General features: G+C 40.7%; 17 protein-coding genes and 2 tRNA genes. 12 read left to right on the top strand and 7 right to left on the bottom strand.

What is annotated here, in order from left to right; genetic code table 11:
- Nucleotides 1-94: 94 nt before the first annotated feature.
- Nucleotides 95-640, bottom strand: a complete 546-nt coding sequence (locus ACHSBP_RS15070) for a glutathione peroxidase (protein WP_010561405.1) — start codon at nt 638-640, stop codon at nt 95-97.
- Between the two features lie 249 nt (nt 641-889).
- On the opposite strand from ACHSBP_RS15070, the gene ACHSBP_RS15065 reads away from it, so the two are divergent.
- Nucleotides 890-1462 carry an ACP phosphodiesterase gene (locus tag ACHSBP_RS15065; RefSeq protein ID WP_395389456.1) on the top strand — a complete coding sequence of 191 codons (573 nt, stop codon included), beginning with the start codon at nt 890-892 and terminating at the stop codon, nt 1460-1462.
- Here ACHSBP_RS15065 and ACHSBP_RS15060 read toward each other — a convergent pair.
- Nucleotides 1443-1742 carry a DUF6482 family protein gene (locus ACHSBP_RS15060; RefSeq protein WP_100914406.1) on the bottom strand — a complete coding sequence of 100 codons (300 nt, stop codon included), beginning with the start codon at nt 1740-1742 and terminating at the stop codon, nt 1443-1445. The genes ACHSBP_RS15065 and ACHSBP_RS15060 overlap by 20 nt on opposite strands.
- 105 nt (nt 1743-1847) lie before the next feature.
- On the opposite strand from ACHSBP_RS15060, the gene ACHSBP_RS15055 reads away from it, so the two are divergent.
- Nucleotides 1848-2195, top strand: a complete 348-nt coding sequence (locus tag ACHSBP_RS15055; RefSeq protein WP_395389452.1) for a thiol-disulfide oxidoreductase DCC family protein — start codon at nt 1848-1850, stop codon at nt 2193-2195.
- Here ACHSBP_RS15055 and ACHSBP_RS15050 read toward each other — a convergent pair.
- Nucleotides 2192-2854, bottom strand: coding sequence for a COG3650 family protein (locus tag ACHSBP_RS15050; RefSeq protein WP_395389450.1), 663 nt, complete (start codon nt 2852-2854; stop codon nt 2192-2194). The genes ACHSBP_RS15055 and ACHSBP_RS15050 overlap by 4 nt on opposite strands.
- A 108-nt stretch (nt 2855-2962) precedes the next feature.
- Here ACHSBP_RS15050 and ACHSBP_RS15045 point away from each other — a divergent pair, with 108 nt between their 5' ends.
- From ACHSBP_RS15045 to ACHSBP_RS15025, 5 genes are all read left to right on the top strand, one after another.
- Nucleotides 2963-3871, top strand: coding sequence for a DUF808 domain-containing protein (locus tag ACHSBP_RS15045; protein ID WP_395389448.1), 909 nt, complete (start codon nt 2963-2965; stop codon nt 3869-3871).
- A 407-nt stretch (nt 3872-4278) separates the two neighbouring features.
- A complete protein-coding gene (deoC, locus tag ACHSBP_RS15040) occupies nt 4279-5058 on the top strand; it encodes a deoxyribose-phosphate aldolase (protein WP_395389446.1) in 780 nt (259 codons plus the stop codon).
- Complete coding sequence (deoD, locus tag ACHSBP_RS15035; RefSeq protein WP_395389444.1) at nt 5058-5795, top strand: purine-nucleoside phosphorylase; 738 nt, start codon at nt 5058-5060, stop codon at nt 5793-5795. The genes deoC and deoD overlap by 1 nt, the downstream gene beginning before the upstream one ends.
- Before the next feature lie 58 nt (nt 5796-5853).
- Nucleotides 5854-8028, top strand: coding sequence for a cation:dicarboxylate symporter family transporter (locus tag ACHSBP_RS15030; RefSeq protein WP_395389442.1), 2175 nt, complete (start codon nt 5854-5856; stop codon nt 8026-8028).
- A gap of 86 nt (nt 8029-8114) precedes the next feature.
- Nucleotides 8115-8600: a hypothetical protein gene (locus tag ACHSBP_RS15025; RefSeq protein ID WP_395389440.1), complete on the top strand. Its 486-nt coding sequence runs from the start codon at nt 8115-8117 to the stop codon at nt 8598-8600.
- 9 nt (nt 8601-8609) lie between these two features.
- Here ACHSBP_RS15025 and ACHSBP_RS15020 read toward each other — a convergent pair whose 3' ends face one another.
- On the bottom strand, nt 8610-9542 hold the full coding sequence (locus ACHSBP_RS15020; protein ID WP_395389438.1) for a tetratricopeptide repeat protein: 933 nt from the start codon (nt 9540-9542) through the stop codon (nt 8610-8612).
- Nucleotides 9543-9750: 208 nt separating this feature from the next.
- Nucleotides 9751-11271: an aldehyde dehydrogenase family protein gene (locus tag ACHSBP_RS15015; protein WP_395389436.1), complete on the bottom strand. Its 1521-nt coding sequence runs from the start codon at nt 11269-11271 to the stop codon at nt 9751-9753.
- 167 nt (nt 11272-11438) lie between these two features.
- Between ACHSBP_RS15015 and ACHSBP_RS15010 the strand changes: the two genes are divergently transcribed.
- The 4 genes from ACHSBP_RS15010 to rraA all read left to right on the top strand — a co-directional run bounded on the left by ACHSBP_RS15010 (nt 11439) and on the right by rraA (nt 14149).
- A complete protein-coding gene (locus ACHSBP_RS15010; RefSeq protein ID WP_336435843.1) occupies nt 11439-12317 on the top strand; it encodes a helix-turn-helix domain-containing protein in 879 nt (292 codons plus the stop codon).
- A gap of 98 nt (nt 12318-12415) precedes the next feature.
- A complete protein-coding gene (locus tag ACHSBP_RS15005; RefSeq protein WP_395389434.1) occupies nt 12416-13093 on the top strand; it encodes a LipL32 family surface lipoprotein in 678 nt (225 codons plus the stop codon).
- Nucleotides 13094-13237: 144 nt separating this feature from the next.
- Nucleotides 13238-13555 (top strand): YbjQ family protein, encoded by a 318-nt coding sequence (locus ACHSBP_RS15000; protein ID WP_010561391.1) that lies wholly within the window; start codon nt 13238-13240, stop codon nt 13553-13555.
- Between the two features lie 102 nt (nt 13556-13657).
- A complete protein-coding gene (rraA, locus tag ACHSBP_RS14995; protein WP_395389432.1) occupies nt 13658-14149 on the top strand; it encodes a ribonuclease E activity regulator RraA in 492 nt (163 codons plus the stop codon).
- A 291-nt stretch (nt 14150-14440) separates the two neighbouring features.
- Here rraA and ACHSBP_RS14990 read toward each other — a convergent pair.
- Both ACHSBP_RS14990 and ACHSBP_RS14985 read right to left on the bottom strand, forming a co-directional pair.
- A tRNA-Ser gene (locus ACHSBP_RS14990) sits at nt 14441-14533 on the bottom strand.
- Between the two features lie 19 nt (nt 14534-14552).
- A tRNA-Ser gene (locus tag ACHSBP_RS14985) sits at nt 14553-14643 on the bottom strand.
- Nucleotides 14644-14883: 240 nt separating this feature from the next.
- Here ACHSBP_RS14985 and ACHSBP_RS14980 point away from each other — a divergent pair.
- Nucleotides 14884-15118: DUF3718 domain-containing protein (locus ACHSBP_RS14980; protein WP_395389429.1), on the top strand; the 235-nt coding region annotated here is incomplete at its 3' end.

Raw genomic sequence — 15118 nt, 5'->3', positions numbered from 1 at the left:
ACTGCGCCAACATGTGGCGCAACGTGTTCAGACTGTACCAAATATAGTGTCAGACTAAAACCATATGCACAGTATCAATTGTTTAAAAACGTAATCAAAGCGCTTTTTCTATCGCTTGCTTTAATTCATCACTTTGTGGTTTTACACGAGAGCCAAAATGCGTGATTGTTTGACGGTCTTTACTGACCAAATACTTATTAAAGTTCCAACTTGGCGAGCGCGTTTTATTCGCTAAATGTTTAAATATAGGATTAGCATCACTGCCTTTTACATCACTCGTTGCCATCATATTGAACGTCACACCGTAATTGATAAAACACATTTCTGCGGTGTCTTTCTCATCATTTTCCTCTTGAAAGAAGCTATCAGATGGAAAACCCAACACAACTAAACCTTGTTCTTTGTATTCTTTATGAAGCGCTTCAAGTTGTTCAAATTGAGGTGTAAAGCCGCAGTTACTTGCAGTATTCACAATCAATAGTGGCTTATCTTTAAACTGGCATAAATTGATGCTTTCTTTAGAGCGTAGTTTGCGGACATCTTGATTAGTAAAGTCATTACACTCGTTAGCCGAAACTGAAAATGCAAACAGAGATGGCGCGAGCAAAGAGGTTAAAATAATATTTTTTAAACGTTTCATAAGTGATTCCAGTTATTTTAATATATTAGGGTCTGATGACCTTTCGAGTTCGTTTTTTCAGCTGCCGCAAGGCTCGTTTTTGTCATTGTTGCTTGATGTCCGTTTAGATTACTAGGCTATACATTAAGCGCCTTAACAAAAACATGCTCAAACCGAGCATTGGAGCAACAAAGATCGTCAGACATCAAGTATACGGTTATTTTTGCTTTTAAGATCGAACAAAATTTGAATTATTTTGCACATTTACACTTGGCTCACTTAACATCGACTAGCTTAACTGGCAACTTACTTGGCGACTTTGTGAAAGGTAGTCAGCTTAGTTTTCTGCCGGTAGAGTTAGAGGTAGGAATACGTTTACATCGTGGCATCGATAGCTTTACAGACGCTCACCCTGTGTGCCAACAATTTAAAAGTGAGTTTAAAGAAATACGTCGTTATGCTGGTGTCGGGCTGGATATTTTATTTGATCATTTACTGGCAAAACAGCTAGATACTAAGTATCAAACTTTGTGCACCTCCTTCTATCAAGTTTTGCAAGCTGAGCTTGCTCTGTACGGAGCAACTTTGCCCGAAAAATACCAAACCAAAACGTCGCGTATTATTAACGAAAACTGGTTTGCTTGTTACAGTCATCAGCAAGGTATTGAACTCGCCCTGCATAACACAGGAAAACGATTCAGAAATGCCGTTCCACTCGAAATATTAATGGATTGGTACAATGATAACTCTGATCGCATAGAGTCAAACTTTCAAATGCTTTACCACGATACCACTCTGTTTGCTCTAGGCAAACGAGACGAGCTTATTGCTCGCCTAAACTGATTGTAATGCGAGTATCGCTGCTTTTGTCGTTGCCAATCATCTCATCATACGCTGTTTGAAAATGCAGACTTGCACTGGTAAACCCTAGCGACTTTAAACACGTTTCAGCTTCAAACATCGAGTTAAAAACCATGATTTTATCTTGCTCATCAGAAAGGGAATAAAAATTTCCGTCTTCATCTTCTGCGCCAACTAAATAATGATTGGCATCAGCATAGCCAAAAATGGTTGGGGTAAGTAAATGTCTTTCTATTTGATTTTTAAACTCATCTTTACGCATAACAATTACCTTGTTGGGTGACTTTTTAAGCAATACGGGAAAACTGCAATATTCGTTCAAACTTTTTTGAAGCCATTACGTATTACTAATGAAGGAGTTAAAAATATGAAGAATACTGTTTACTACGATGCACAATGTCCGCTTTGCAGCAAAGAAATTGCTCTTTGGCGCAAGCTATCTGGCGAGCGGTTTGAATTTAAAGATGTCCATTCGCAAAACTTTCCTCGGCAACAACGAACCAATATGCTGAAGTTATTGCACTTGCGAGACGAAAAAGGCTCATGGCATATCGGGTTGAACGCAAACTTTAAACTGTGGCGCTCACACCCGATTGGCTGGGTCAGTTATTGTTTTTCAATTCCTGGCATTTATTGGCTGGTGAATCATTTTTATAATGTTTGGGCTGAGCGTCGTTATGAAAAACGTTATGGCTGTGAGCAGTGTCAACTTTAAAACAGCGCTCGACCGCAACCTGAGAACGCTTTGCCGTTAAACTGACCGCGTACGCTGGAAGCAAACTTTTGACCAGACATAGAGTCGCTACATGGCTTATTAATAATTTCAAATAATAGCGTGTTTTGATTTTCAGTCAGTTCAAACAAGCTGCTGTGTTTGCTTTCTATTGGCTTTTGATAAGGTAGGACAGTCTCAAACTGGCCGTAGTTAGTAAAATATTTAACGTGAACATTTGGTGTTATTTCAATTAACCAACCCGGCTCATTGCCAACTGCGCGAAAGCTAACACCACGAAACTTTGCGTCTTGCCAAATAGCTTCTTGGCGGTTGTTAACACAGTTTTTATAAAGTGTTTGCTGGTAATTCACCATCGCATTGTCACCCTTTAACCAAACGTAATCCGCTGCTTTTTGGTATTTCGCACCCGATGCCGTTCTGGTTGGCTCAAGTGCAAGCGTTTGCTGAGGCAAAAACGCCCATAAAGTTTGCCCTTCTAATCGTGAGACAAAGCTCAAATCATTTTCGCACTCAAACATCATGGTAACAGCCTTTGTTGATGTTTCCGTTTGTGCACTTTCACTCTTTGACACAGACCCAACTGAATTACATGCACAGAGCATCACTAGGCTCAAAAGCAAAAAAACATGTCTTAACATCTTGATTCCTTTTACAGAGAAAAACACTATAGTTGTAAAAAAGTTATACCAATATATTTAACAGAAGTTGGATTAACTCTGCGTGAATTATAATTGAAGGAATAAAAAATGGCAGGAGCAAGCTTACTCACCCTCATAGATGATATCGCGACTTTGCTCGACGATATTGCGGTAATGAGCAAGGTAGCAGCAAAAAAAACCGCAGGTGTATTAGGTGACGACCTTGCCTTAAATGCACAACAAGTTTCTGGCGTAAAAGCCGATCGCGAGTTACCCGTTGTGTGGGCGGTCGCCAAAGGTTCCTTTGTAAATAAGTTAATATTAGTGCCATTAGCGTTACTTATCTCAGCTTTTGCACCGTTTTTAATAACGCCACTATTAATGCTTGGCGGCTTATTTTTGTGTTATGAAGGCTGTGAAAAAGTACTTGCTCCTTGGCTTCATGGTAAACATGCCGAGCAAAAAGAGCAGCAGATAGATATTCACGACAAACATTACGAGCAACAAAAAATCAAAGGCGCAATTCGCACCGATTTTATTCTCTCTGCCGAAATTATTGTTATTTCATTAGGCACAGTTGCAAACGAAAGTTTTACCTCACAGCTATCGGTATTGAGCGTTATCGCAATACTTATGACCATAGGTGTGTATGGCTTAGTAGCGTTAATTGTGAAAATTGACGACGCAGGACTGCTATTAATAGAACAACCTCATGTTTGGCAACAGACCATTGGCCGCGGGCTGCTTTCTTTCGCCCCGTATTTAATGAAATTACTGGCAATTGTCGGCACGCTTGCAATGTTTTTAGTTGGTGGCGGTATTCTTGTTCATGGCAGTGACTTTTTACACCATCTTGTAGATGATCTCACTTTAGCAATCAATCAGTTACTTAATACCGACCTAAGCTTTTTATTACCTACATTGTTTAATGCCATTATTGGTTTTGTCGCCGGTACAATTGTAGTGGCTGCTACACTTTTGTTTAGTAAAGCGAAGAAGCAACTTCGCAACGCATAAAAAGATGAACTAGATCATTTAACACTTAATTAGCGCTAGCTGTTAGCAACAAAATAGCTGACAATAGCGCTTGGTATAAACGGATTTAAATTATGGTGCTAAGATCAGGAGATCGTTACAACCATAAGTCTTCAAGGAACCAAGTCCACTCATGTTCTTAGAGCATATGAGTGAGCTTATTGATCGAGAGTGTAACTCTCCCTCCTCAATTGTTCTGGGATTACTTTTATACCTATTCACTTAAGTAGCTGATCATCCTAGCGGACTAAATATCATGCTAACTGCGTTAGAATTTATCGATGTAGAACAACTGCATAAGAAAAATTCCGCCCTGTTACCATTTCATTTATCCAGCGCTACCCCTGATTACATACTTTACAGAATTGGTATTATATTTGGAGAAAAGTATGACCTTAAACACCCACTTAGATTTAACAGCCGCGGCAAAAATTACCCTACAGTGCATAGACTTAACCAGCTTAACTGGCTCGGAAAGCGATGACGAAATCCGTGCCCTTTGCCAGCAAGCAAACAATAGCGCTGGCCATACTGCAGCCATTTGCATTTACCCGCAATACATCGAATTTGCTAACAAACAGCTCAATTCAGATGTAAAAATTGCAACTGTAACCAACTTTCCACATGGCGACAAAAACATTGATAAAGCCGTGTCAGAGACCAAGCAAGCTGTAAGCTTAGGTGCCGATGAAGTGGATGTTGTATTTCCTTACCGCGCACTTATTGACGGCGACGAAACGCTTGGATTTGAACTTGTAAAACAATGCAAAGTAGCCTGTGGCGACACTGTTTTATTAAAAGTGATCATTGAATCTGGCGAACTAAAAAGCGACGAGCTTATTGCGAGTGCATCACGCATTGCAATTGATGCAGGCGCCGATTTTATTAAAACAAGTACAGGTAAAGTGCCCGTAAATGCCACATTAAATGCGGCAAAAATCATGTTAGAAACAATTAAAGCAAGTGGCAAACAAGTTGGCTTTAAAGCCGCTGGCGGTGTACGCACAGTGACAGATGCCAAACAATACATTGAACTTGCCGCCAGTATTTTTGATCTTGATTGGGTTAACCCTGCAAACTTCCGTTTTGGCGCATCAGGCTTATTAGGTGATGTAAAAACCGTATTGCAAATCAATACCGCAACAGATTCAACACAAGGAGACTATTAATGGTCTCATTTGATCAAATTGAATTTGCAGCTACGCCGCACCTCAATGCAAAACAAAATGACTTTGCCGACACCATTTTACTACCGGGCGATCCGCTGCGTGCCAAATATATTGCCGAGCATTTTCTTGATGATGCTGTGTTAGTCAACGATGTACGTAATATGCTCGGCTACACCGGCTATTTTCAAGGTAAGCGAATTTCGGTTATGGGCTCTGGCATGGGCATCCCAAGTTGCTCAATTTACGCAAAAGAACTGATCACAGAGTATGGTGTAAAAAACCTGATCCGCGTAGGCAGTTGTGGCGCGGTATCAAATCAAGTAGCACTACGAGACATCGTTATTGCCATGGGTGCCTGTACTGACTCAAAAGTTAATCGCATGCGCTTTAAAGGCCACGACTTTGCCGCAATTGCTGATTTTGACTTGCTGAACGTTTGTTTAGCACAAGCGAGTAAAACACAGTTACCAGTGAAGGTAGGCAATGTGTTTTCATCTGACCTATTCTATACACCGCAACCAGAAATGTTCGAGCTAATGGATAAAATGGGCATTTTAGGTGTCGAAATGGAAGCCGCGGGCCTCTACGGTGTTGCCGCAGAGTTCGGTGCAAATGCGTTAACCATTTTAACGGTTTCGGATCATATTACGCACGATACTCACCTTAGTAGTGAAGAAAGACAAACTTCCTTTGCTGAAATGATTACCTTGGCGTTACAAACAACCGCCAATTTATGATTAAATACAGGGCTTACAAGGGTCAAATGACCCTAAGCCCTTACTTATTTGTGGATCAATGAAGAAACTTATCGACTTTTTTGCGACTAAAAACCTCATGCTGTGGGCACTGATTGGCGGTGTCATTTTCGGTCTTATTTTTGGTGAACGGTTGGCGTTTTTACAGCCAGTTGGCAATGGCTTTATTAAGCTAATGCAAATCACAATTTTCCCATATATTGTGGTTTCGCTGGTTGTTGGTCTTGGTAAGTTCGAACCCGATCAAGTACGCTCTATTTTGCTTAAAGCGGCAACCGTCATGCTATCGTTATGGGGGATTGGCCTATTTGTTATTTGGTGTTTTGCTTTTACATTACCTAAGCACGATGCTGGGACCTTCTTTTCTACCGCGCTAATTTCCGCCAAGCAAGAAATCGATTTTGTAGCTCGTTATATCCCATCTAACCCTTTTGCATCAATGGCTGAAGGCAATGTGCCCGCGTTAGTAATTTTTTGTATTGCTTTGGGCATGGCGTTAATGGGCAATGTGCGTAAAAGCAGTTTACTCAATATATTAGATGTTGTTGGTGAAGGGCTTTCTGTTATTTCAAAGAAAATCGTTAAGATTTTTCCGATTGGTATTTTTGCTATTACCGCAAGTTCAGCAGGCACTATGAGTGTTGACCAGCTTAGTACGTTGCAAGTGTATCTTGTGTTGGTAATTTTACTTGGCCTGTTTCTGATGTTTGTTTTGCTACCTATGCTGGTCGCGGCGCTGACACCAGTGAAATATCATGAGCTAATTGATGTTGCACGCAATGCGTTAATCGCTGCATTTACCACAGGTAATGTATTTATTACCTTACCCGTGATCACTGAAGGCATTAAAAGCTATATGCATAAAAACAATATTGCCGATGCCAATTCAGATCACATTGCAGAAGTGCTAGTGCCAATTGCCTTTACGTTCCCGAGCTTAGGTAAGCTAACCACGCTCATTTTTGTATTATTTGCGGCATGGCTTACAGGCCACGAAGCAGCTCTTGCTGATGTACCAAATATTACCATCAGTGCATTGTTCAGCTACTTTGCCAATGTACATATCGCAATTCCATACATGCTGGAAACCGTGCGCGTGCCAGCTGATACCTATCAGCTGTATTTGGCAATGTCGGTGATCAGCGCCAAATTTGTATCTCCAACTACTGTGGTTTATATCGTAGCTGTCACTTTTTTAAGTATTTTCTATGTGCGCAAGCAACTGAGTTATAAGCGTGCAAAAAGCATTTTATATTTCTCATTAATTGGAGGGTTATTACCTGCCTGCATGCTCGCGGCCTACACAGTTAACTCACAACTCTTAAAAAGCTCACATGCCGCGGATGATATTATTGCCAACATGGTGGTAAGTGACAAAGTGCCTGAGCATGTACTAAATCATGTGCCAAAGGCGTATGAAGATGGCAAGTTATCGCTTACCAATATCAGTGTAATTAAAAAGCGTAATTTACTGCGCGTTGGTTACATTGCTGACAACGTACCATTTAGCTATTTTAATCACAACAATGAGCTCGTTGGCTTTGATATTAGCTTGGCACATAAACTTGCCGAAGACTTGGGCGTACAGGTGGAGTTTATTCCATTTAAAAAGCCACAACTGGTGGAATACCTCAATAAAGGGTACTTTGATATTGCCATGTCGGGGCTGGAAATTAACCTAGATGATATCGAAAAGGTCTTATTTACCGATCCGGTGCTTGAGCTCAAGCTTGCCTTAGTGACCCTTGACCATCGTATTAAAGAGTTTCAAACCTTAGAAGCCCTGCAAGCTCATGAATCCCTCAACTTTGCCACCATAGAATACCAAGCGTTACTCGGTAAAGAATTTGAACGCAACAAACATTATACGCTCACTAATATTGCTAGCTATCGTGATTTTTTTGCCAACCCAGATAAGTACGATGCCTTGTTAATTAGTGCTGAAGCAGGCTTTGCGTGGACCATGTTTTATCCTGACTTTGGCGTTGTCGTTCCCGAGGGTTCAAAAGCGAAATACCCGACCGGATTTGCGGTTGCTAAACGTCACGATGACTTGGCAAATTACCTTAACTCGTGGCTCGATATTCGCCGTGCTAGTGGCAGAGTGCAAGAAGTTTACGACTATTGGATTTTAGGTAAAGGCAGTAAACCCTACGTGCGTCGCTGGTCTGTTATTGATGATATAATTCTTGAGAAATCAGATATTAAAGACTAGTTTATATATTAATTGCACTGATTTTATGAACAATCGCATAATAAGTAAAATTGGTATAACAACAATAAAACGCGTTTAGGACAGCCATGAATATTACCATTATGGGTAGCATTGCCCTTGCAGTATTCGCCATGATTTTTCTCTATGTGCGGGGTGAGAACTTTAAGCGCCAAGCAAGGCAGCTATCCAGTTCACTTGATGGGGCTAACCGCGAAACAAAATACCTAAGTGAAATCGTTATTGAGCTGGCGAAAGAAGAACAAAAACTACTGCGCGAACGCTTTATTAAAGTACAGCGTTTAGGCTCACCTAAAGTTGAACTGTTACGCTTTAGTGGATTACTTGTCGAAGCATCTGAAAGTGTGATTAGCGATTCAGCATTAGGCCATAAATCGGTGCAACAAGCCTTCAAACATTATGTAGCCAATTACACCCCTGTTGCTTTTGAAGAGTTTAATAGCTTTATTTTGCAACAAGACACACAGATCAGACAGCTTTGGACAAAAAACAATATCCACAGCTATCTCGATTTGTGTAAAGCGTGTATTGAAGATTTAGAGCGCGCTAGCTAATCTACTCGATTATTGACACAAATCTTGCTCATCACACAGCTGCTGCGCTTTGCTATGTCCTTGCTTAGCCGACAACGTTAACCAGTGCCCAGCTTGTACCCTGTTTTTATCTGTTCCTTCACCGGCTAAATACATTTTCGCTAGATTATACTGTCCCCAACTATCGCCTTGCTCTGCGGCTTCACTAAAATATTCAAATGCTGTCAAAAAATCCTTTTCCTGATAGGCGGCAATGCCCTCTTGATTTGCTTTATTCAATTTAAAGCCTGCATATAAAGGCTTTGGATTGCTCGGCATTACAACAAAACCACCGAACAGTTTTAAATCTTTAGGTCGGTAAGCTGCATAGATGGTGTTATCGTCGTAAAAATCTTTTATTTGTTGCTGGCTAAAAGTCTGACTGTCACTAAAAAAGTAGCCCTTTTGCACAAAATTGTCACTGCGCGCCGATAGTTTAAGGTCGCGCTCACGACTGTAGTTATAGCGACTTAGTTTTAAGGTGACAGTATCATTTTCAGTTGCAACCACTTTAGCCGCGACAACTCGCTTTTGATAATATTCCTCTTTTAAAAACTTACTGTAATCAATAAAAAAGAAGTCATTTATCTGCGGTTGGTTAACGATGTTTATTTCAATATTGCGAGCCTGAGTATGCTGCAGCCAAAGCCAGTTCAACATCAATATGATTAATACCGTACCAATAAATTTGGTTAATACGTGAAATATCTGCACTTTCGAATATTGACTATTTTTAGGCTCATTTTTAGCGCTACAATTGGCGCAATACGAAGCGCGATCTAACGCAAATGGAAATAAGGGAATTAAGCCAAAACGAACAAACTTTAATTGTGTATGTGCTGTAACCGCGACTTGGTGACATTGACTACATTGAATATATTGCGGGTGTTCAAATGCTTGGTTTTTTATATTAAAAAATAGCATGTACAGTCCGTTGATTTGGTTAATTTACGTTCTGTTTTACTGTAACTAGGCAAACAAAACAACCACTAAAATATTTTCTTACAACTAACAACTGTATAAAGAACATGTATTTACAAAATATTAACAGCGATACTTAATTCTCTTTGGCTAATAAAATAAAAAGGCTCTCAAATGAGAGCCTTAATTGCTTAGGAATAATTAAAGTGGGTTAAAAGAAACCTAAAGGACTATCGCTATAGCTTACCAACAAGTTTTTAGTATTTTGATAGTGTTCAAGCATCATTTTATGAGTTTCACGACCTACACCTGATTTTTTGTAACCACCAAATGCCGCATGCGCGGGGTAATGATGATAACAGTTAGTCCAAACACGTCCTGCTTCAATTCCACGTCCCATACGATACGCAAGGTTCATATTTTTAGTCCAAAGTCCTGCACCTAAACCAAACTCAGTGTCGTTAGCAATTGCTAGCGCCTCAGCTTCGTCTTTAAAAGTTGCAACACTGACAACAGGACCAAAAATCTCATCACGGAAAATACGCATTTGGTTGTTACCTTTAAACAAGGTTGGTTGAATATAATATCCGCCACCTAACTCTTCAGATACTTGCTCGACACCACCACCCGTTAAGAGTTCTGCGCCCTCGTCCTTACCAATCGCTAGGTAACTAAGTATTTTATCAAACTGTTCTTGCGATGCTTGCGCACCAACCATAGTATCTGTATCAAGCGGATTACCGCGCTTAATTTGTTTAGTGCGATCAATAACACGCGCAATAAACTCATCATAAATATCTTCCTGCACCAAGAGACGAGATGGACACGTACACACTTCACCTTGGTTGAAAAACGCCAACACAGCCCCTTCAACACACTTGCTAATATATTCTTCATCTTGCTGCATAATGTCTGAAAAGTATATATTCGGTGACTTACCGCCAAGTTCAACGGTGGATGGAATGATATTTTCTGCGGCGCATTTTAAAATATGCGCACCAACTGGCGTCGATCCCGTAAACGCAATTTTTGCAATACGTGTACTGGTTGCAAGTGCTTGGCCTGCTTCCGCGCCAAAACCATTAACCACATTCAATACACCTGCTGGTAGTAAATCACCGATGACTTCCATCAGCTTAAGAATTGATACAGGAGTTTGCTCCGCTGGTTTTAAGATAACGCAATTACCTGCCACAAGTGCTGGCGCTAATTTCCAAGCGGCCATTAATAATGGAAAGTTCCATGGGATAATTTGACCAACAACGCCTAAAGGCTCATGAAAGTGATACGCTACCGTACCATTGTCTATTTCACCAATTGAGCCTTCCTGTGCGCGAATACAGCCAGCATAATAGCGGAAGTGATCAACACACAATGGTAGGTCAGCTGCAAGTGTTTCGCGTACTGCTTTACCATTATCCCATGTTTCTGCAACCGCCAACATTTCAAGATTCTGCTCAATACGGTCGGCTATTTTTAATAGCAAGTTACTACGTTCTGTTACCGATGTTTGTGCCCATGCATCTTTTGCCTTATGCGCTGCGTCGAGGGCTAATTCAATATCTTTACCGTTAGAGCGAGCTATACGACAAATGACTTCTCCTGTTACCGGTGTTGTATTGTCGAAATACTTGCCGTCAACAGGAGCAACCCACTCACCACCAATATAGTTTTCATACTGCTCATTAAACTGTACTTTGGCATCTGCATGCCCTGGATTTGCGTAAATCATTTTGTTTCCTTTATGTGTGTTGTTATTAGAAGCTTTCTTCAACTTGAATATGTGCTCCCTCAGATTAGTACTTCAAAATAATTGTTGCTTGACTCTGCATCCAAATAACTTGACTGAGAGTGCACAATTTAGCCATTATGAATCTCTACAAGTTTGGAGGAACAGGTATGTTGTTACAGGAAAAACGCAGTAAAGTTAGCACCTTAATTGATAATCGAGCTGCTTTTAATAGCGACCATGTACAACTATGCGTTTACGATACCTATCAAGCTTGTGAGCGCATTCCATTTCATGCTGAACAGTTAATGTTTTGCGCTATGCATACCGGTAAAAAAGTAATGCATCATCACAGCCTGCAACGAGGACAAGAATTTTTACCGGGACAAAGCTTTATAATTGCCGGAGGTGAACACGTTGAAATTGATTTTCCTGAGGCACATTTAAACGCCCCAACATCATGCCTAACCATTGAAGTTGACAGTAAAAAAGTGCAGGAAGTAGCAGAGAGAATGCGCCTAGAGCAAGCCTATTACAATGAGCAAAGCGCCACTCTGCAGTTGAGCAATAACCCGTTTACTCAACAGCTTTATCAACGATTAGTTGACACCTTTAGCGAAAACCAGCAAGACCGAGAAGTGCTGATCGACCTTGGTATTAGTGAGTTGCTCGTACGCATGCTGCAAGATCGCTCGCGCGAATTAGTGTTGCAGCATTGCAATCACAAAATTGGCCATAACGGATTGCAATCGGCCATTAGCTTTATAAAACAAAATTTAACTAAACCAATCTCAATTGAAATGCTATGTAAAAGTGCAGGTATGGGACGCAGTAAGTTATTTTTAGAATTTAAGCGCCAATTAGGCTGCACACCACAATCCTTTATTGTTGAACAAAAGCTAACAGCGGCTGCGGCAAAACTTAAACAAGGAACTGCGGTTACTCAGGTATGCTATGACTACGGATTTAGCGAATTAAGCTACTTTAGCCGCCGATTTAAAAAAACATTTGGCTGCAGCCCAAGAACCTACCAAAACCAAACAGTTTAAATTTTTTCATCTATTAATTACTTAAATAGATTGAAAAAACACCGCAGCCCTGTATCATAGCCCGCGATTTTATAACACGGAATGAAAAGGAAATTTCAATGTTAAAAAAAGCACTTCTTGCTGCTTCTTCAGCTCTAGCTCTAACTGCATGTATGTCTGGTACTGGTCCTGCTCTTAAAAGCTCTGTAACACAAGGTGTTGCGGGTGTTGAAGCACGTCTACCATATGCTAACTACACGAACTACTTTGGTTATGTTGACGCATCTGTAAAACCAGAAGGTAAATACAAAAACAAAGACGCTTACTACCTATACGCTTGGGTACCAGCGGCAGTAGATGAAATTGGTGTATCTATGGTTTCACCAGCAACATCAACACCTTCTGATAGCGACTTCGTAAACGTAAACTACACAAATAACTTCGAAAATGATTCTAAAACATATTTCGATACTTACATTGTGTTAGATCGCATGGATATCATCGACCCAGCGAAAATCAAAAACGGCGGTAAGTCACTACAAACTCTGACTTACAATGACGACAGCAGCGAACTACCTCAGAATCCAGGTGGTCAGAGCTACAACTCTCTACTTCGTCAAACTTCAGATATCAACAACCCAACAAAAGCTCTTGTTCGTGGTGTATATCGCATCTCTTTCACTTCATTCCGCTCAGCGGTTGAAGGTTCTTTTGAAGCTACTGTTGGTACAAACGTACCAGGCGTTAAAATTGCAGCTTCTTTAGATGAACTACATAACCTAGTAAACGAAGGTTAATTAGTTTCGAGCTCGACCCTATACCAATCGGTATAAGTCGAGCTCACTTTCCTTTTATCCTGTTTGTTACCCTTTTATCATTCTTCCTCTTTCTTAATTCCGTATTCCCCTTACTCTAGCCACAAGCAAAACAGGAGTAAGAAAATGATTATTACCAATACCGAACAAGTCGCTAACTATCAAATTACGCAATCTCTAGGCTTAGTAACAGGTAATGTTGTACGCTCTAAACACGTAGGCCGTGACATTATGGCAAGTCTTAAAACTATCGTTGGTGGCGAGATTAGAGGCTACACGGAAATGATGACCGATGCCCGATCAGTCGCTCAAGCACGAATGACAGAAGAAGCCCAGCGCTTAGGTGCAGACGCCGTGATTAATGTACGCTTTACCACAAGCGCAGTTGCCGCAGGCATGTCGGAGATCCTCGCTTACGGCACAGCTGTCAAAATCTCTAGATAATGAGTTATTTCAGCTAGAAATGTCAGTTATTGACGAGATAAATTTTTTACACATGCCAAGCAGTGCTTTAATTTATTTACAACAAAATAAATGGCACTGCTTATGACACACTTCACCACTCCCGACCTATACGACGAATATTCTGACCAACTTCAAGTGGCTAGCGCAGGGTTACTTCACTTTGGTAATGTTTCTACGTTCGCAGGCCAAGCAATCACCATCCAATGTCCAAATGATAACTCCAAGGTAGGTGAGTTACTCAAAAGCAACGGTGACGGTAAGGTATTAGTCGTCGACGCCAATAACGCTCAACAATTCGCTTTTTTAGGCGATAATCTTGCCAAGTTCGCCATCGAAAATAATTGGCAAGGCATTATTGTAAACGGCTGTGTGCGTGATGTTGAAATTTTAGAACACATGTCTTTAGCAATTATGGCTAGAGGCTGCGTACCACGAAAAACACAAAAACGAGGTTTAGGCGAACAAGTAAGAGCCGTCAGCTTTCTAGACGTCACTATTCATAATGGCGATTGGATTTATGGCGATCGCAATGGATTATTAGTAAGTAAATCACAACTGATTGAATTGGGATAATCGCTTCGAGCTAAGGGTTCGAACCAAAGCCTCACTTCACACACCATAAAGCAAAAAACCCCGCAAACTATTTATATGAGGTTTTAATTTGTTTTGTGCAATGGAAGGTAGTCGGGATTACAAAATACATCCCTATATTTTGCCCTACGGGCACACTGCGTATGGTCAAAAGTGTTCCTGACCTTTCTCGTAGGTAAGAGTATCGAACTAAGGGTTCGAACCAAAGCCTCGCTTCACAAGCCATAAAGCAAAAAACCCCGCAACAAGTTGCAGGGTTTTTTGCTTTATACATGGCGGAGAAGGAGGGATTCGAACCCTCGATAGGGCTACAAACCCTATACTCCCTTAGCAGGGGAGCGCCTTCGGCCACTCGGCCACCTCTCCAGCGCAAATACATTTAAAATGGCGGAGAGATAGGGATTTGAACCCTAGATAGGCTATTAACCTATGCCGGTTTTCAAGACCGGTGCTTTCAACCACTCAGCCATCTCTCCATGCGCAAAATAATACTCAGCCAACCTTAAACTGTAAATAGCAAAAAGTTTGTTTGCTCAAATAAACATCAAAAAATTAACATTTTTATTAAAAAAAGCAATTTTCACACCTTTATCATCAATATTTACCATCAATCCCCAAACATTACCGCTAATCATCTTGCCGAACTCAACCTTTTAAAAATTCGTAATATAGAACCCAACAAAACGATTTAACTTCACCGCCATGAGGAATGAGAAATGAATAAACTAATTACAGCAACTATCGCAGCAGCAAGCATTTTATCTTTCAACGCAGCCGCTAAAGTAACACCATCAGATAATAGCCTATCGTCAAAAATCTGCGCCGCAGCGGCAAATGAGCAAGATGGTAAATTACGTCGCTTACTTAAGCAGGAAAACAAAAACGTACGTAAGGCTGCTGAAAATATTTTATGTAACGGCAAATCACTTGAAGCGTTTGCGCAAGACATCA

The sequence above is a fragment of the Pseudoalteromonas sp. XMcav1-K genome (assembly GCF_044005875.1).
Lineage (GTDB): Bacteria > Pseudomonadota > Gammaproteobacteria > Enterobacterales > Alteromonadaceae > Pseudoalteromonas > Pseudoalteromonas spongiae.
This window is presented reverse-complemented; position numbering and strand designations above follow the sequence as displayed.